Origin of the sequence: Vibrio clamense, from assembly GCF_050337905.1 — a bacterium.
In the GTDB taxonomy this organism is placed as follows: domain Bacteria; phylum Pseudomonadota; class Gammaproteobacteria; order Enterobacterales; family Vibrionaceae; genus Vibrio; species Vibrio cortegadensis.
This window is the reverse complement of sequence record NZ_JAKJTJ010000023.1, coordinates 1-18095: the sequence shown is the minus strand read 5'-3', so window position 1 is coordinate 18095 and position 18095 is coordinate 1. Positions and strand designations below refer to the sequence as shown.

The window sequence follows — 18095 nt, the reverse complement described above, 5'->3', positions numbered from 1 at the left end:
TCTTATTGGCTCGCCGCGAGGCTAAGCGATTCAAGTTTGATTTGTTTCTGTGTATTGTCGAGCTCTTGTTGGCTCTTTATTCCCACGCCGACCTGCGAAACGGCTAGTGCAGATAAAGCGGTAGAAAAAATGAGTAATTCATCTTTGTTCATGGCTTGCATGTGGCCCCAGCAAAGTCCTGCAACGAGCGTATCGCCAGCGCCAACGGTACTTACAACCTTCATTTTGGGTGGGTAAGAACGTAGCCATTCACCTTGGTTCAACCACATCACGCCTTCCGCACCCATCGAAACCACAATGTTATCGATTCCTTTTTGTGCTAACTCTGACGCGGCCTGCTGACATTGAATCGGAGTCTTTAGCTCTCGACCGACGAATTGAGAAAGCTCTTCATCGTTAGGTTTAATCAACCAAGGCTGTGCATTTAAACCCGCTGCGAGAGCATCACGGCTGCTATCAAATAGAACTTTTTTACCCATTTGGTGAAGCTGTTTAATCCAAGATGCGCAAAGTTCTGGTGAGATCCCATTGGGTAGACTGCCTGCAAGCACAAAGTATTCGTGATCGTCGGCAAGGCCAAATAATGTCTGTTCAAACTGTTTTATGTCGTTAGGCGTAACGGTGACGCCTGGGAAATTGATGTCGCTGACACCACCACTTTGTTCAACCAACTTAACGTTAATTCGAGTCGCTCCATTCACACGAATAAATTGATCCTTTGCACCGATGTCGTTAAACAGTTGGCAAAACAACTCTTCGTTATCTCTGCCTAGAAAGCCTGTGACGGTGACTTTTGCTCCAAGCTCACTTAATACTTTTGCTACATTTACGCCCTTGCCGGCTGCATGAAGCGAGCTTTGATTGACAAGGCTAACGGAGCCAAGATTGAAAGTGTCGAGGCTTCCCGTTAAATCGAGTGCTGGGTTAAGCGTGATCGTCACAACCTTGGTTTGCTTCTCTGGGGTTCGAGTTGAGTTTCCCTGAATTGAGTTTGTCATTTGTGGCCCCTTAACCTTCACCAAGACCAGCAGAAATCGCTTGGCCAATGGCTTCTATGGCTTGAGGCGCATCCGCACCTTCCGCAGTAAATTGAAGTTCATGGCCGTGTCGAACGCCCATCGCAATGACTTTCATTAAGCTTTTTGCGTTGACAGGTTTTGAATCGCCATTGAGGTTGGCAACTTTGATAGTTGATTCAAACCGCTTCGCTTCAGCAACAAGCATGGCGCCCGGTCTAGCATGTAAACCATGGACATTTTTAATTTTGAATATGCCAGTGTTATCACTAGGGAGACTTGATGGTTCGTCTTCCGTTGATGTATCAACTTCGTTGTTGTTGAAGATGGTTAACAGTTGTGGTGTATCAGCATTGAGTAATGTCTCTTGCTGCTGATTGAACACCAGTTGTCCGATCGTGTTGAGGGCATTTTTGTGGGCATGATTACAAGCTGCGATGGCGATTAACCCTTTAACTGGCTCACCTTGGTAGTTGCAATCATTCGCGGTGGTGACAAATGAGATACCTGTGCGTTTGACGGCTTTATCACTGCTGACAAGCCATAAGCCTTTTCCTAAATGTGTCGGCTTTTTCGTGACAAGTTCCGCAACAAATTCAGATTCAGCACAACCAGTATTACTGAGTAAACCACCTGCTACCGCGCTCATTTGAATCATATCGCTTGCTGGAAAAAGGCGCTGAATCAACGACGCATCAAAATCGACATTTAGCTGAGCTTGACCATTGAGGATGGCAATAATCTCATCTTTTGTTTTCGCTAATCTTAGGCACTCTTCGATACCCTCATCGGACAGCACTTTGGTCAGTTGCTTGAGAATTTCCAAGTGTTCGTCAGATTTGGCCGCGATACCGATAGCAACATAAACGGTGTTGTTGTCTCCCCATTGAACACCTTGAGGAAAATGGTGGACGGTAATGCCAGTTTGTTTGACTAAATCTCGGGTATCCGTTGTGCCGTGTGGAATTGCAATGCCGTTTCCGAGGAAGGTTGAATTTTGTTTTTCTCGATTGATCATACCGTCAATGTAGCCGTCTGAGACGAAACCTTTCGAGGTTAAATCAGCGGCAATCGCAACAATCGCCGTCAACTTATCAGTAGCAGATTGAAGAAGGGTGATGTCTTGGCTTGTTAATTTCAACATGTGGCCTCTTAGCGTTTCCGCTGTATTAGTTTTAGTTTCAACGATGTTCGCAACGTTAAACAGACGACTGATTGATGTTTGCTTAACTTTAGCTGAATCGTTTCAGCAAAAATTTTAAAAAAATTCAGCAAACGCTTTTTTATCGAAATAAGCATAATGCTGTTAACCGTATGGATGATCTTACAAAGACTGTGTTTGAAAAATCATTTTGGCTTTTGCTGAATCCTTTCAGCTTTTATACTGAATCGATTCAGCGTATAATTCAACTTATCAAAAGATCGGATCTGAATTTATATGATCCGTCGCACAGAATAAGGGTTATCCATATGACACTGGATGAAATATCAAAGCTGGCAGGTGTATCAAAAACGACAGCAAGTTATGTGATCAATGGGAAAGCTCAAAAGTACCGGATCAGTGAAAAAACACAGAAGAAAGTCATGGCCGTTGTCGAGGAGCATAACTATCGCCCTGATCATGCCGCATCGTCTCTGCGTGCGGGTAATAGCCGTTCTTTTGGTTTGATTATTCCGGATCTGGAGAACACCAGTTACGCTCGTTTAGCCAAACTATTGGAGCAAAATTCGCGTAAAGCGGGCTACCAAATTTTGATTGGTTGCTCAGATGATGATCCTGAAACGGAAATGAAAGTGGCAGAAGCTTTGGTTAGTCGTCGAATCGATGCGCTATTTGTGGCCAGTGCGATACCTGACGCCAACGCGTTTTATCTCAAACTGCAAAACTCAGGTACCCCCGTCATTGCGATTGACCGTCCATTAGATGACGAGCACTTTTGCTGTGTGATCAGTGAAGATTTCGGTGCTGCGTTTGAATTAACACACTCGCTGTTAACCGATGAAGTAGAAACCGTTGGGTTGATTGGAGCTTTACCAGATTTGAATATCTCTCGTGAGCGTCAACAAGGTTTTGAGTCAGCATTGAAAGCTCAGTCAAAAGTAGCTCAAATTGGTTATGGAGAACACTTCAATCGTGAGGCTGGTAAGAGCGTGTTGAATGAGTGGGTGAAGAGAGGAGAAATTCCTGATGCGATTGTCGCGACATCTTATACCTTACTAGAAGGGATGCTCGATGTTTTGCTAGAACATCCAGATTTAATGAAAAAGATCAAACTTGCGACATTTGGTGATAATCGCTTATTGGATTTTCTACCGACCAAAATAAATTCTTTGCCTCAGCAGTTTGAAGTGATTGCAGACAGCGCTTTAGCCCTTGCTCTTAATGCCTCCGCGAAGCGTTATCAAGCCGGAGTGGAGTTGGTACCGCGAGAGATCATTGTCCGCCGATAATCATTCGCGCCAATAATATAGTACGAAATTAGGTGTGTGGTTGAAAAACCTCTAATCAAGGCTGGTGAATGATTAGAGGTTCTGTTATTCGGAGTGAAGTGACCGATATTAGTTGATAAATTCTGGTTAGGCGTTCACATTTTTAACGCTTTTACGCTCAACCAAACTCGGATCCAATTGCACTATCTGTGGTTCGTCATCGGGGTTTTCTAGGCGATAGAGCAGGGCATCAACCGCTGATTGACCTAATCGATATTTAGGCTGGTGGATAGTTGTGAGTGACGGAGTCATGTATTTTGCAAGGCGAATGTCATCATAGCCAATGATTGAAAGATCATTGGGAATGTGAACGTTGGCCTCAGATGCGGCATTAATCAAGCCCATCGCCATCATATCGTTGCCAACGAATATGGCACTTGGCAGTGGCCCGTTTGCTTGTAAATGGTGAAAAGCATCGAAACCGCCATCGCATTCGAAGTTGGATTCTACTATCCAATCAGGGTTCACCTCTATTTCAGCTTCGGCCATTGCTTGCTGAAAACCTTGATAGCGTGACAATGCTTGGCTGCGAAAAAGCGGCCCAGTGATACACCCTATTTGACGGTGACCCTGCTTGATTAAATGCTGAGTGGCTAGATAGCCCCCTTGATGAGAATTATCTTGAATTTTGTCACTCGCAAATGATATCTCGCCCCAGTCCATCACCACCACTGGTAAATCAGGATAGCGGCTAAATACATCAATTTGTTGACCTTCAAGGGTTGAACACATCAGCATCAGCCCATCAACACGCTTTTGCAGCAGCGTATCAATGGATGCTTTCATTCGTTCGTCATCACCTTCTGTATTGCATAAAATTAGGTTGTAGCCTTTTTCGTAACAGCGACGTTCAACGCCTTTTACGACTTCACCAAAAAATGGATTGGTGGAGGTTGTGACTAGCATGCCAACGGTTTTTGTACATTTTACTTTTAAACTACGCGCTAGAGCTGAAGGGGCGTAATTGAGTTCTTTGACGGCATTGTTGACGCGTTCAGCGATTTCGTCACTGACAAAGCGAGAGCGATTGACGACATGACTGACGGTAGAAGAAGATACCCCGGCCAGTTTTGCTACATCTTTCATTGTTGCCATGAATCGATCCTTGTAAATGTATGTCTAAAGCTCTGTTCAATGAGCGTAAAATAAGAGTCGCTCATTGAAGGGAGTAAACATTGAAGCAGTGGTTATATTACCCTTGCGCTTTTAAGAAAATGTCTGTCTCTTCTCTATTGGGTATAGAGGTTTGTGCTCCAAAGCGAGTGACAGAAATAGCCGCTGCCGCGTGTGCAAATTTGATCGCTGATTCTAAAGACATTTCTTCAATTAAACCAGTCACTAATGCACCATTAAAGGTATCTCCAGCAGCTGTGGTGTCTGTCGCTTTTACTTTGAATCCCGAGATCAATTCACCACGTCCATTTTGACTTAACCAAACGCCTTTTGCGCCAAGTGTGATCATCACAATTTCAATGCCTTTTAAATGCAGCGCATTGGCGGCAAGCTGTGCTGATTCATTGTCGGTAACGGTAATGCCTGTTAGTACTTCAGCTTCCGTTTCGTTAGGCGTGATCACATCGATACACGATAACAGCTTGTCCGAAAGAGGCTGAGCAGGAGCGGGGTTGAGTATCACGTTTGTCTTGTTTTGTTTGGCAATCTCAATCGCATATTCAATGCCTTCAATTGGAGTCTCCAGTTGAGTCAGTAGATATTTAGCATTGCGAATGCTGTCTGAGTGTTGCGCAATTTGATCTACTGTGAGTTTATCGTTGGCTTCTGGAGATAAGCAGATGCTATTTTCGCCTGCCGCTGATACTTGAATCATCGCAATACCAGTTGGCGTATTCTCAGCTACGATCACGCCATCAATGTTAATACCATCATTGGCAAATTCATTCCGAATCTTGTTGCCAAATGAGTCATCTCCAACGCAGCTAATGAATCCGATATCTGCGTTTAAACGTGCTGCTGCGACGGCTTGATTTGCCCCTTTTCCACCTGGGATTACTTGGTAATTAGCACCAACAAGAGTTTCACCAGGACGAGGGAAAGATGGAACTTGAAGGACATGGTCGGCGTTAACACTACCTAAAACAACGAGTTTATTCATAATACGAACCTTGAGATATATCGTATGGAAAAGTTTATTGGTGTGCAACCTAGCCAGCTAAGTGTCACACCAATCAACTCTGAAAAGTGAGGGGACATTTCCCCTCACTATTTTCGATTAGCGAAAATGCTAATCGATGCGCTAATGATTATTTAGCGATAATTTTTAGAGGTACTGGGATGTACGCTTCTACTTTTTCGCCTTTTAGGATTTTATCTGCAATCTCAATACCTAAAGAACCAATCATGTCAGGTTGTTGAGCAACTGTTGCTGCTAGAATGCCGCGATTTACCGCTGCAATCCCGTCATCGGTGCCGTCAAAACCAACGATCATCACATCTTTACCCGACGCTTGAACCGCGCGAACCGCACCTAATGCCATTTCATCATTTTGAGCGAAAACGGCTTGAACGTCTGGGTTTGCTGCAAGCAAGTTTTCCATTACGTTAAGGCCTTTAGTGCGGTCAAAATCAGCTGGCTGGCTTGCAAGTAGCTCCATATGGCTGCCTTTAACTGAGTTCATGAAACCTTCACCACGTTCACGAGCCGCAGAAGTACCAGCAATACCTTCTAATTGAATGACTTTCGCTTTTTCACCTACTTTTTCCATGATGAAGTGTCCCGCCATTTCACCACCGATAACATTATCAGAAGCGATGTGACTCACGACATCACCGCGGCTTGCACCACGGTCAAGAGTCAATACAGGGATCTTAGAGCGGTTAGCCATACGAATCGCGTTAGATACGGCGTCTGAATCCGTTGGGTTAATCAGGATTGCCTTCACGCCACGAACCGTCAAATCTTCAATGTTTGAAAGCTCTTTACTTGGGTCATTTTGCGAATCCAGAACAATAAGGTTGTAGCCTAGCTCTTCTGCTTTTGCTTCAGCTCCATCTTTCATTGTTACGAAGAAAGGGTTGTTTAGCGTCGAAAGTACGATTGCCATAGTATCTTGAGCTTGTGCTGTTGCACTAACAGAAGCAGAAAGAACAGCGGCTGAAATTAGAGTAGCTAATTTATTCATCGTTAAAATCCTTGTAGTAGGGGTGATCTAGGTTAAACCCAGTTCGTTATCGTCGTTATCGTCGTTATCGTCGTTATGTTATCAAGAGTGTTGCCTGCTTTCTAACGAGTAACTTCAATCTTTCTCGTTAGAAAAGAACCATTTATTAATAATGTTATCTATATTGCTATTTGTTTTTGTTATCGACTAATACTGCCAGCAAAATAACCACCGCTTTCGCGATCATCTGGTAGTAAGAAGAGACGTCTAGTAAGTTCAGTGCATTGTTTAAGAAACCGATGATAAGAGCGCCAATGAGCGTTCCCATGATCCGGCCTCTACCTCCGGCTAAACTTGTGCCACCGAGAACAACCGCGGCAATTGCATCAAGTTCGTAACCCATACCAGCGGTCGGTTGGGCGGATGACAAGCGTGAGGTCACGATCAACCCTGCTAATGCAGCAAGTAAACCACAGATGGCGTAAACACCAATTTTCACGCGATCAACATTGATACCAGAAAGGCGAGTGGCAGATTCGTTTCCACCTAGCGCGTAAACATAGCGACCAAAGCGAGTGTGATTAAGCAGATACCAGACAGAAGCAAACACAATCACCATCAGCCATACAGGGACAGGAATGCCAAGAGCGTAACCGGTACCAAACCATGCGAACGCATCGCCAGTATCAGTAAAACCCGTCGAGATAGGGCGGCCATCGGTGTAGACCATAGTGACACCGCGAAGCAGAGTCATGGTGACGAGTGTGGCAATGAAAGCTTGCACTTTACCTTTGGCAATAATGATTCCGCTGATTGCACCGAGTGCAGCGCCAGCTAACAATGCGGTAGGAACAGCAACAATAACGGGCACTTCCATTCCTATTAAGCTAGCCGCAAATGCACCACAAAGCGCAAGTACAGAGCCAACGCTTAAATCGATACCAGCTGTTAAAATAACCAGTGTCATACCGACGGCAATAATAGCGTTAACGGATGTTTGTCTAAGAATGTTGAGAATGTTGTCGAGAGTAAAAAAGTTAGGGTTCAAAAATGAAACCACGACAATCAGAAAAATAAGAGCGATAAGTGATTTCTGCTCAATGAGCCACTCTTTGCTAATCAGTGGTTTCTTCATGTTTTTTTCAGTATCTGAGTTTGTCTTGCTCATTGTTTTGCTACTCATGCTGCTTCCTCGTTAATCTTTTTACCGACTGCGCACGCCAGTAGTAATTCTTGGTTGGCATCTTTTGCTTCAAATTCGCCACTTATGTGCCCTTCATGCATAACCAAAATACGGTCACTCATGCCTAATACCTCAGGCATTTCAGATGAAACTAGAATGATGCTCATCCCTTCGGCTTTAAATTTGTTGATCAGTTGGTAAATCTCTTTTTTCGCACCGACATCAACACCACGAGTTGGCTCATCGAGAATCAATACGTTGGGACGAGTCATTAACCCTTTTGCAATTGCAACCTTTTGCTGGTTACCACCGGAAAGGTTGCCGATGATCTGATCGCGGCTTGGCGTTTTGATATTGAAAAGTTTTATGAAATCTTCAACAGCAATGGCTTCATCTTTATGTTGGATTTGCATTCCTTTGGTGAGCTTATCAAGCGCACAAATGGACATGTTTTCTTTGACGGAAAGACCAAGTACGAGACCATCGCCTTTCCTGTCTTCAGATATATAAGCAATGCCATTTGCTAACCCATCTTGAGGGCTTATGGGGTTGATGGTTTTGCCGTGCAGTCTAATTTCACCAGACTCATAGGGCAGTGCACCGTAAATGACTTTCATTAATTCCGTTCGACCTGCACCCATCAAACCTGAAATACCGAGGATCTCACCGTGATCTAACGTGAAGCTGATATTATTAACACCGGAGCCACATAGATTTTTAACTTCTAAACAAACGGTGCCGTGTTCGGCATTAATGCGTGGATATTGTTCGTCTAGCTTACGTCCAACCATCATTTCGATAAGCATATCTTCATCGGTTTCAGCAACGGTGCGTTGACCAATGAATTTGCCATCACGTAAAACGGTGATGTCATCGCAAATCTCAAAAATCTCTTTCAAACGGTGTGAAATATAAACAATACCGCACCCTTCTGCTCTTAGTTCATTAATGACCTTGAACAACGACTCTGTTTCGGTATCGGTCAGTGCATCGGTGGGTTCATCCATGATGATGACCTTAGACTCAAATGACAGCGCTTTAGCAATCTCGACCATTTGCTGCTCACCAAGGCTTAAATGACCTAATGGCGTTTTTGAGCTGTGCTTAACATTTAAGCGAGCCAGTAATTTGTCTGCCGCTTGGTACATCTCATTCCATAGAATACGACCCATCGTTCCGGTGATCTCTCGACCAAGGAAGATATTCTCTGCGATTGTCAGCTCAGGAATTAAGTTCAGCTCCTGGTGGATAATGCTGATACCAGCTTGTTGAGAGTCTCGCGGACCTTTAAATGATGCAGGTTGCCCTTGATATTGAATACTCCCTGCGTCCATCGCGTAGATGCCAGTTAGCGCTTTCATTAAGGTTGATTTACCAGCTCCATTCTCTCCCATAAGTGCCATTACTCGGCCGGGATAAACATTCAGGCTGGCTTTATCGAGTGCTTTAACGCCAGGGAATGCTTTTTCAATGGAATCTAGTTCTAAAATTGCTTGAGTCATTTTTGGTCCTCAACGTTAGCGAATTTCATTTTCTGGTGAATTAAGCCAAGCATTAAAAGGTCACACCGGCTTGAAAAATCACGTTGGCGTAGGGAGTGCATTCACCTGTTCTTATTACCGCTCGGCTCTCTGCTGTGCGGGCTTTGAACTCTTCGTGTGGTAGGTAAGCAATGGTGATGGTTTTTTTACAACGTAGTTCCTCTGCCTTAAGTTCTTCAATAAGCAAGCCGTGAAGATCTGGGCTTACCTTGGAAAATTCTTCTGCGATGATAACGCCTTCAATTTGCGATTCGTCTAACGTGACTTTTACCGTGTCAATGAAGCTTGGAACGCCATGGGTGAGGGCGAGGTCAATACGTTGAACAAAATCCGGAATCGGTAATCCAGCATCGCAAATAGTGATTTCATCGGTGTGGCCAAGAGTCGCCACCAAAAAAGACATTTCAGAGTTGAGTAGGGTACTTTTTTTCATATTACGACCTTTAAAGTGTAGATGGTCCGAGTTAATGAGTTTGAGATAGCTCGAAAAATGCCCATCGATACGTTTCGATGGTGATAATAGCGTTGATTTTATAATTTGCACATCACGAAATGTGAATGTGTGATCTTTGTCATCGATACGTTTCGATGAGGGCAAAAAAGGTGATATTCATCACTGATGATTTTGTCAGTAGAGCGAGCGAATTTCATATTTCGTTAGATAAAAATCTCTAAAGAGTACGTTCAAAAGCTATACATCGGCGTGAGGTGACTTGAAATCGGTGAAGAGAGGGAGATATTCGCCATGTTAAAGCTAATAGACATAGAATCTAACGTGAGATGCCTGTTGCTCAAGCTTAGCCAAGAAAACACTCGAATATTCAATTAATGATCATTTTATAAAATATTAATTTACAAGCGAATATTGTGACCCGTTGGGGAGTTTGTCAGAATAAAGTCAGTATTATATGAGTTATCTTTATCTACTGGGTGGAGATAATTGTACTTTAAGGATATATTCTGTTCTATCAATAAGATAGTTGGGGGGGCTTATGATTAATAATGGTTTGAAACTTTGGGTTGCCTTATCCGTCTCTCTCTTTTCTGGTCTGTCTTTGGCCTCTGAAACGATAATTCTTGCTTATTCAGATACACAATCTTACCCATTTCAGATGGGAAGCGGCCGAGATGTTGCTGACCCTCCGGGTTTATCAATAGATCTCATAAATAAAAGTATGAGCGAGTTGGGTATCAATGTGAGGTACGTCCGTCTACCTGGCAAAAGGGTGTTGCAGTACCTAAAAACGGGGAAAGTGGATGGCGCGTTTATTCTCTCTCACAATGCACAACGTGAAAAATATGCGAGCTATCCAATGGTGGAAGGTAAACTTGATAGCACGAAGCGAGTTGCAACGTTAGGCTATTATTTTTATAAATTAAAGAATAAGCCGCTTGATTGGGATGGCGAAAACCTGACACAAACAAATAAGCAAGTGGGGGCCCATTTAGGGTTTTCAATTGTAAGAGAATTAGAAAAAAGAAAAGTTAAGGTTTATGAAGTTAAAACCACGTCTCAATTATTTGGAATGCTTAAGTTACAACGTTTAGCAGCAATAGCGGTACAAGATTCAACAGCTTTAGATTTCTTAAACAGTAATGACTATCCAGATGTGGAGCAGGTTCAACCAGCCATCATCACGAAGGACTATTATTTAGTGTTTGGTCAGAAATTTGTCGACAGTCACCCGAATTTAGTTAACCAGGTATGGGACACCATTGGCTCAAGTAGAGATAGTGTCCTATCTGAAAATCGACATAAGTATGTGGATTGAACCCATCGATTTTGGCTTCATTAAATAGTCGATGGTATTACATCCTAAACAATTCGACGCGCAGGTGTTCTTTATCTTCATAAGCCACGACGGATTGAAAGTGATCGCTCTGGTCGACAATGATTGAAAACATCTCTTTATGTTCTGAGCTTCCGATAAACAGAATCTGGGTCGATTTGCTCATCATTCCATGTTCATCAAAACTTGATGTTAAATCTTCATCTACGACACAAACTAAGACTTTTCCGTAACGTGCATTCAGATCGATATTATGAGCATGGGAGTATTGAATTTTAGTTCGAAGCTGAGTTTCAATTCTGCCAATTAGATCGACAAAACGGAACAAATCGGTCGAGCATGTTTGGACGAGATTATCTCTATTTTTGACTAGCACGGACTCAAGATTGCTGCCAGATTGTCTGCCAATTAATAGCCACTTTTTCGTGGTCTTTCTTACGGCTTTGTATCGATTCGACTTAGCGATGCGCTTAAGATATTGAACCAGCAGGTTATTGATTTCTGCTATGGAAAGGCGTTTGTCGAGTTTTTTGAATTCCAGATGTAATAAGGCGTGTGTCGTGATGTCTAATAGTAATTGGGATTGGTTCATTCGCGTATCGATTTGGTGCTGAAATTAACAAATATCATACACTTAATCGCGTAAAATAATAGTCGCGTATGATATCTTCTTTCTGAGTTTGTTACATTTTACTACTAAAATAATCGTCATACAAAAATAACCCGAGTGATTAGCTTGAATGCATTCAGGGTCGTTTTCTCTATGCATGTCGAATTTGAGCTGTGATTGAAACTAATGCATGATCGGTACTGAATTGATCGTGTTCAAAACTAGGGTTGATGATATGTTGATCCGTTACCTTATATTTCACCACCTCTAGAATATTAGATGAGTTATGACAGTCGAACTCATTAGATAACAGTATGTAATCCAATACCGATCCTTTTGCTCCGTAATAATGAGTTGGCGCTCTATCTTCTAATAAGTCGACACCGTTCAATTGGCAATAAATATCCCAACTGTCTTTGAGTTGAAATGGTGCGAGCCACTCTAGGCTAAATCTATCGCGCCTTAATTCACAGGAGAGTAAGCCACTAAATTCTTCGTTGAATAGGGGCTTATTGAAATCGCCCATTAATACGACTGCTTGATCGGTTTTTTCTCTTTGAGTAGTGATGTAGCGATGCAGTAAATTCGCTTCAAGGCCGCGTTGAAGAGTGGATAGCCATGAACCAAACTGTTCATCATGTAATGAGTTCAGCTGTTTTTTTTCATAAGCAATGGGTTCTGGCTCTGCTCTATTTTCTAACTCGATGGGTTCTTTTGGACGTTGAGATTTGAAATGCACCACATAACAATCTGTAATGCCTATATGAGGCAATTCAATGCTGGCATGTACTGGAATTCGATTAAATGAAAAATCAGTGCTCGTTTCAAATCGAGCGATGAACTCATTGTCCGATACTACAGGTTGGCACTTCACAATCGGAAAACGTGATGCAATGGCAACCACCGGAGAGTGGAATAGATAGCCATCTTCGGCTTTGGGTTCATCAACGGTACAAAAGTAGGGATAACCGAGTTGGTTAAGCTGTTTTTCTAGTGCGTTGGGGCTAAAGACTTCTTGAAAACCAATAACATCAGAATTTAACTGGCTGATTTTGTCGTGAAACCATTTCTGTTTTTTTTGCCACTCTTCTTGCGTCAAAATATTTTCAAAATCGTAGTAAGCATTGGGTGGCTCAACATAATTGAAAAGATTAATGGTGGTGAAGGTGATTGCATCAGGATTAGGCAAATTTCAGTTCTCAAAATCAGATTCTGGTTAGTTGTTTACAATAGTACTGAAATGCGCCGAAAATGGTATGGCTAACTGTTAATTAAATTGGACGGCTACGAAAAAGCCCCACGTTTATGGCGTGAGGCTTTGGTATCGTTTAATTACCCGTAGAGGTAAATTGGATGATTATAGCTCTGCTTTGATCCAAACCAGACGGTGGTCAGAAGAGATAGCTTTGCTGTTTCCGTTACCAACGCGTTCATCATTCACAAGAAGACGACCTGATTCGAAAGTAGCAGGCCAGTGTACTCCTGACTCAGTAATATTGAGATTGGCCGATGGGATAACGTGATCAAGGCGTAAACCACTTGTGCTTGTTACTTGATCAGGATTTGGAGTATCCCAGTTTGCTTCTTTACACTCACCAAGTGCAAGGCATTCAGGACCACCAAGACTAGCTGGAGCTAAAGGTCCAAATGTCGCTAGGCGATTTACTTTATCGTGATCCATCAGTGCGTTGATAGCCGTTAGGTCACCATCACCTTTAAGTGGATCAGCGTTTAGGTCGCCCATAACGATAAAGTGAGCACCAGACTCAAGTCCACCCGTCACGCCTTTATCATCATAAATGTAGTTTGCATTACCACCTACGTAATCAACCCAGAAGTCAATTTCAGCACGGTTTAGCATCTTGTTGTTGGTTGTTAATTTGTCAAAAATAGGCGGTGTTGGATGCGAAAGAAGCAAATGAATTTTTTCTTCAGTACCATCTTCTTTAGTTATGATGATTGGTGCATCTACGTGGTTTTTAGATGACATTGGTTTTTCTGCCCATGCAGCATCAGTATACCATTTGTCACCACATGCCATACCAGCAGGAATTGCGGGGTCACCGTCACAATCAGTAATTGTAGGGTTAGTTTCTCCTGGCATATCTTTCCATTTGAAGCTTTGGAAAGTACGTATGTTATCTTTATCTATTTCATATTGAGACATCAATGCAAATGCATATTGACCGTGGTATTGACCAAAGCCCCATGAATCATTAGCGTAAGTGTATGATCCTTTGTCTGCATCTGTTGCTACTTTACCGTCTCTATTTAAATCGTAGCCACTTAGTTTACCTGTATTCGTCGCGAAGTTTGCGAAGTACTGGAATGAAATGGGCTTAAGTACAGTACCATCTTGGTCAATACTGTTTGAATTTTGAGGAACCGCTAGGTAGTTCAGACGGAAACCAGTTAGAGCATCATTGTTCGTGCCTGTACCATCATTATTGAACTCAGACATCATAATAGCAGCTGGTCTTTCCGTTTGGATAATAGCGGCAACATTGCGAATTTGGATTACTTTTAGTGCCGTCGCGTTATCTTCATCAGACAGAGTACCAGCTTTCCAGCCATCGACTAGAGCGGTTTGCTCGATAGTCGTTAGTTTCATTTCTGCCACAAGGTCTTCGTATGTATAGCGGTCAAAAGAAAGGTTAAACGCTGCAATACGACCTTCGCTATCAACGGGAGCCGGAGCTGGGGCTACAGGAGTCTCTGGTAAGTAGTTATTAACCGTTTCTTCATCATTACAACCTGCTAATAAAGCGACAGTGATTGCTAGCGCAGCAGTAGTTTTTAGTAGTTTCATTAGAATTCTCAAATTAGGGGGGAGTGAAAACCATGTGAATAATACGGAACGCATGATTTTATAAATGAGAGTTTTGTCACTACTATTACTTTTTGTAATGTTACTTTTCACTATTAATGAGACAAAGATCGCACTGCTGGGTGATTGGTGTCTCAAAAAATATTGATTATTAACTATTGTTTATCATGTTTTATTTGAGGTTGAATGAAATTATATGTGGAGATATTCCAACTAACCTTACTTTTCTAAATGCTAATTCTAGTGACTCTCATCCTTAGCGCATCACTGCCTTTTCTAGGTCGTAGAGGAATTCATTCTGTGTACTCGATTAGAAGTTGATCCAAATAATGTCACTTTTTTATGCTGTGTAATTTTTTATACCACCGCTGCTATTAGTGGGTTCTAGCATGGATGAATTACTTTATAGTTGCTTAAGTTCATATGCTTAGCTTGCCTTTCTACCTCGTGCATATCAAGAATCAATTGAATTTATAAAACTGTGCATTAAGCACGTTTTGTGCAGATTTAGATGCCTACATGGTCACGAAATGTACACTATTGGTTTTGTTACTATTTTCGCGTTTATATTTTGCATTTTGTTACATTTTTTTAAGTGCTCAATTCCAAATTTGGCGCTTTAGATCTGTTGGGGGGAGATTACATGAAATTTAAGCTTACCAGTATGGCAATGGTTACAATGCCACTGGTGACATTATTATCTGGTTGCTGGGATGGTAGCTCGGTAGAACAGAACAACAGTTCATCACAAGTGCTTGAAATTAAGGCTATAGATGGTTATTTACGTAATGCAGAAGTTTGGCTAGATCTAAATCGAAACTACTTAAGGGATCCCGGTGAACCCTTTGCCATATCTGGAGAAGGTGGCCGAGCTTTAATTGATGTATCTGAAATTGGCGGCGACTTAACTTCATACCCTGTAATGGCGAGTACGATTGCGGGGCAGACTATCGATGAAGATAATCCAGATATTCCTTTAAGGGATGGCTATTTAATGGCTGCTCCTCCTGGTTCTAAAGTCGTTACACCAATTACTACTCTCGTAGATTCGAAAATGGTTGAAGGAAAAAGTGAAGCAGAGGCAATAAAAGAAATAAATCAACTGCTTGCACAGCCTGAAACTAATCTTATGAGTGATTACCTTGCAGATAAGAATGAATTATTGGCTGATAGTGCTAGAGCTTTAGTCCAGTTATTGCCACAGCAAGTAGACGACATGAACACTCCAGAAAAACTTGAGATACTTACTCAAGGGGCAGAGTTATTGGGGGAAGAGGTTCGTAAGCAGGAGTCTAGAGGTCAAATAGTTACATTAGAAAAATTAGTTTTAACTGTAACGAACAATCAAGCCACATTGAATCAAGACCGAGATGAAGATGGTGTTGAGGATGACCGAGATGCGTTCCCAGACAATAAAGCGGAAAGCCTTGATAGTGATAACGACGGCACGGGCAATAACGCGGACACCGATGACGACAACGATGGATGGAGTGATGCCGACGAAGCGCGTCTCGGTAGCGATCCATTAAGTGCCGTCAGCAAGCCTGCGGATCTGGATGGCGACTTGATTGCCGACAGTGAAGACGGCGACCGCGATGGCGACGGCGTCGACAATGCACAAGATGCGTTCCCAGATAACAAAGCAGAAAGCCTCGACTCTGATAAAGACGGCACAGGTAATAACGCGGATACCGATGACGACAACGATGGTTGGAGTGATGCGGATGAAGCACGCTTAGGGACCAATCCACTTGGTGCGGCCAGTAAACCTGCGGATCTGGATGGTGATTTGATTGCCGACAGTGAAGACGGCGACCGTGATGGCGACGGCGTCGATAATGCTCAAGATGCGTTCCCAGACAATAAAGCGGAAAGCCTTGATAGTGACAAAGACGGCACGGGCAATAACACGGACACGGATGACGACAACGATGGTTGGAGTGATGCGGATGAAGCGCGTCTCGGTAGCGATCCATTAAGTTCTGCCAGTAAACCTGCGGATCTGGATGGCGACTTGATTGCCGACAGTGAAGACAGCGATCGCGATGGTGATGGCGTCGACAATGCACAAGATGCGTTCCCAGATAACAAAGCAGAAAGCCTCGACTCTGATAAAGACGGCACAGGTAATAACGCGGATACGGATGACGACAACGATGGTTGGAGTGATGCGGATGAAGCACGCTTAGGGACCAATCCACTTAGTGCCGCCAGCAAGCCTGCGGATCTGGATGGTGACTTGATTGCCGACAGTGAAGACAGCGATCGTGATGGCGATGGTGTTGATAATGCACAAGATGCCTTCCCAGACAACAAAGCCGAAAGCCTCGACTCTGATAAAGACGGTACGGGTAACAATGCGGATACGGATGACGACAACGATGGTTGGAGTGATGCGGATGAAACTCGTCTAGGCAGCGATCCATTAAGTGCCGCCAGTAAACCTGAGGATCTGGATGGCGACTTGATTGCCGACAGCGAAGACAACGACCGCGATGGTGATGGCGTCGATAATGCACAAGATGCCTTCCCAGACAACAAAGCCGAAAGCCTCGACTCAGATAAAGATGGCACAGGTAATAACGCGGACACGGATGACGACAACGATGGTTGGAGTGATGCCGACGAAGCGCGTCTCGGTAGCGATCCATTAAGTGCTGCCAGCAAGCCTGCGGATCTGGATGGCGATTTGATTGCCGACAGTGAAGACAACGATCGTGATGGTGATGGCGTCGACAATGCACAAGATGCGTTCCCAGACAACAAAGCAGAAAGCCTCGACTCTGATAAAGACGGCACAGGTAACAATGCCGACACCGATGACGACAACGATGGTTGGAGTGATGCCGACGAAGCGCGTCTTGGCAGCGATCCATTAAGTTCTGCCAGTAAACCTGCGGATCTGGATGGCGATTTGATTGCCGACAGTGAAGATAGCGATCGCGATGGTGATGGCGTCGACAATGCACAAGATGCGTTCCCAGACAATAAAGCGGAAAGCCTTGATAGTGATAACGACGGCACGGGCAATAACGCGGACACCGATGACGACAACGATGGTTGGAGTGATGCGGATGAAGCACGCTTAGGGACCAATCCACTTGGTGCGGCCAGTAAACCTGCGGATCTGGATGGCGACTTGATTGCCGACAGTGAAGACGGCGACCGCGATGGCGACGGCGTCGACAATGCACAAGATGCGTTCCCAGACAATAAAGCAGAAAGCCTCGACTCTGATAAAGACGGCACAGGTAATAACGCGGATACCGATGACGACAACGATGGATGGAGTGATGCCGACGAAGCGCGTCTCGGTAGCGATCCATTAAGTGCCGTCAGCAAGCCTGCGGATCTGGATGGCGACTTGATTGCCGACAGTGAAGACAACGATCGTGATGGCGACGGCGTCGACAATGCACAAGATGCGTTCCCAGATAACAAAGCAGAAAGCCTCGACTCTGATAAAGACGGCACAGGTAATAACGCGGATACCGATGACGACAACGATGCCTGGAGTGA

Annotated in this window: 13 protein-coding genes and 1 pseudogene; 3 read left to right on the top strand and 11 right to left on the bottom strand. The window is 43.6% G+C overall.

From position 1 onward, the window contains the following. Window positions 1-2 precede the first annotated feature (2 nt). Entirely contained in the window at window positions 3-998 is a 996-nt protein-coding gene (pfkB, locus tag L4C39_RS11070; protein WP_429745901.1) for a 1-phosphofructokinase, read from the bottom strand. Between the two features lie 10 nt (window positions 999-1008). Beyond that, window positions 1009-2160, bottom strand: a complete 1152-nt coding sequence (gene fruB, locus L4C39_RS11065) for a fused PTS fructose transporter subunit IIA/HPr protein (protein WP_429745899.1) — start codon at window positions 2158-2160, stop codon at window positions 1009-1011. Between the two features lie 170 nt (window positions 2161-2330). Here fruB and cra point away from each other — a divergent pair, with 170 nt between their 5' ends. Beyond that, a complete protein-coding gene (gene cra, locus L4C39_RS11060; protein WP_429745897.1) occupies window positions 2331-3467 on the top strand; it encodes a catabolite repressor/activator in 1137 nt (378 codons plus the stop codon). A gap of 126 nt (window positions 3468-3593) precedes the next feature. Here the strand turns inward: cra and L4C39_RS11055 are convergent, their stop codons facing one another. The 6 genes from L4C39_RS11055 to rbsD form a co-directional block, all read right to left on the bottom strand. After that, complete coding sequence (locus tag L4C39_RS11055) at window positions 3594-4601, bottom strand: substrate-binding domain-containing protein (RefSeq protein ID WP_113797809.1); 1008 nt, start codon at window positions 4599-4601, stop codon at window positions 3594-3596. 97 nt (window positions 4602-4698) lie between these two features. Further along, entirely contained in the window at window positions 4699-5619 is a 921-nt protein-coding gene (rbsK, locus tag L4C39_RS11050; RefSeq protein ID WP_429745895.1) for a ribokinase, read from the bottom strand. Window positions 5620-5767: 148 nt separating this feature from the next. Then, the gene (rbsB, locus tag L4C39_RS11045) at window positions 5768-6646 is read right to left on the bottom strand and encodes a ribose ABC transporter substrate-binding protein RbsB (RefSeq protein ID WP_017053413.1); all 879 of its coding nucleotides are present in this window, start codon (window positions 6644-6646) and stop codon (window positions 5768-5770) included. Between the two features lie 166 nt (window positions 6647-6812). Further along, entirely contained in the window at window positions 6813-7808 is a 996-nt protein-coding gene (gene rbsC, locus L4C39_RS11040) for a ribose ABC transporter permease (RefSeq protein WP_017053412.1), read from the bottom strand. Further along, a complete protein-coding gene (rbsA, locus tag L4C39_RS11035) occupies window positions 7805-9310 on the bottom strand; it encodes a ribose ABC transporter ATP-binding protein RbsA (protein ID WP_017053411.1) in 1506 nt (501 codons plus the stop codon). The genes rbsC and rbsA overlap by 4 nt, the downstream gene beginning before the upstream one ends. A 52-nt stretch (window positions 9311-9362) precedes the next feature. Continuing rightward, a complete protein-coding gene (gene rbsD / locus L4C39_RS11030; RefSeq protein ID WP_029203455.1) occupies window positions 9363-9782 on the bottom strand; it encodes a D-ribose pyranase in 420 nt (139 codons plus the stop codon). A 559-nt stretch (window positions 9783-10341) separates the two neighbouring features. Here rbsD and L4C39_RS11025 point away from each other — a divergent pair. Beyond that, window positions 10342-11121, top strand: a complete 780-nt coding sequence (locus tag L4C39_RS11025) for a substrate-binding periplasmic protein (protein WP_429745892.1) — start codon at window positions 10342-10344, stop codon at window positions 11119-11121. A gap of 37 nt (window positions 11122-11158) precedes the next feature. Here the strand turns inward: L4C39_RS11025 and L4C39_RS11020 are convergent, their stop codons facing one another. The 3 genes from L4C39_RS11020 to L4C39_RS11010 all read right to left on the bottom strand — a co-directional run bounded on the left by L4C39_RS11020 (window position 11159) and on the right by L4C39_RS11010 (window position 14558). Then, complete coding sequence (locus L4C39_RS11020) at window positions 11159-11731, bottom strand: DUF2913 family protein (protein ID WP_017053408.1); 573 nt, start codon at window positions 11729-11731, stop codon at window positions 11159-11161. A 169-nt stretch (window positions 11732-11900) separates the two neighbouring features. Beyond that, window positions 11901-12938, bottom strand: a complete 1038-nt coding sequence (locus L4C39_RS11015; protein ID WP_429745890.1) for an endonuclease/exonuclease/phosphatase family protein — start codon at window positions 12936-12938, stop codon at window positions 11901-11903. Window positions 12939-13106: 168 nt separating this feature from the next. Next, entirely contained in the window at window positions 13107-14558 is a 1452-nt protein-coding gene (locus L4C39_RS11010) for an endonuclease/exonuclease/phosphatase family protein (protein WP_429745888.1), read from the bottom strand. A 661-nt stretch (window positions 14559-15219) separates the two neighbouring features. Here L4C39_RS11010 and L4C39_RS11005 point away from each other — a divergent pair. Next, a pseudogene (locus L4C39_RS11005) lies at window positions 15220-18095 on the top strand (hypothetical protein); the annotation flags it as partial.

Excerpts from the sequence above, each read along its gene's own strand:
- pfkB (WP_429745901.1), bottom strand. The coding sequence starts at position 998 with ATGACAAACTCAATTCAGGGAAACTCAACTCGAACCCCAGAGAAGCAA.
- fruB (WP_429745899.1), bottom strand. The coding sequence starts at position 2,160 with ATGTTGAAATTAACAAGCCAAGACATCACCCTTCTTCAATCTGCTACT.
- cra (WP_429745897.1), top strand. The coding sequence starts at position 2,331 with ATGGATGATCTTACAAAGACTGTGTTTGAAAAATCATTTTGGCTTTTG.
- L4C39_RS11055 (WP_113797809.1), bottom strand. The coding sequence starts at position 4,601 with ATGGCAACAATGAAAGATGTAGCAAAACTGGCCGGGGTATCTTCTTCT.
- rbsK (WP_429745895.1), bottom strand. The coding sequence starts at position 5,619 with ATGAATAAACTCGTTGTTTTAGGTAGTGTTAACGCCGACCATGTCCTT.
- rbsB (WP_017053413.1), bottom strand. The coding sequence starts at position 6,646 with ATGAATAAATTAGCTACTCTAATTTCAGCCGCTGTTCTTTCTGCTTCT.
- rbsC (WP_017053412.1), bottom strand. The coding sequence starts at position 7,808 with ATGAGTAGCAAAACAATGAGCAAGACAAACTCAGATACTGAAAAAAAC.
- rbsA (WP_017053411.1), bottom strand. The coding sequence starts at position 9,310 with ATGACTCAAGCAATTTTAGAACTAGATTCCATTGAAAAAGCATTCCCT.
- rbsD (WP_029203455.1), bottom strand. The coding sequence starts at position 9,782 with ATGAAAAAAAGTACCCTACTCAACTCTGAAATGTCTTTTTTGGTGGCG.
- L4C39_RS11025 (WP_429745892.1), top strand. The coding sequence starts at position 10,342 with ATGATTAATAATGGTTTGAAACTTTGGGTTGCCTTATCCGTCTCTCTC.
- L4C39_RS11020 (WP_017053408.1), bottom strand. The coding sequence starts at position 11,731 with ATGAACCAATCCCAATTACTATTAGACATCACGACACACGCCTTATTA.
- L4C39_RS11010 (WP_429745888.1), bottom strand. The coding sequence starts at position 14,558 with ATGAAACTACTAAAAACTACTGCTGCGCTAGCAATCACTGTCGCTTTA.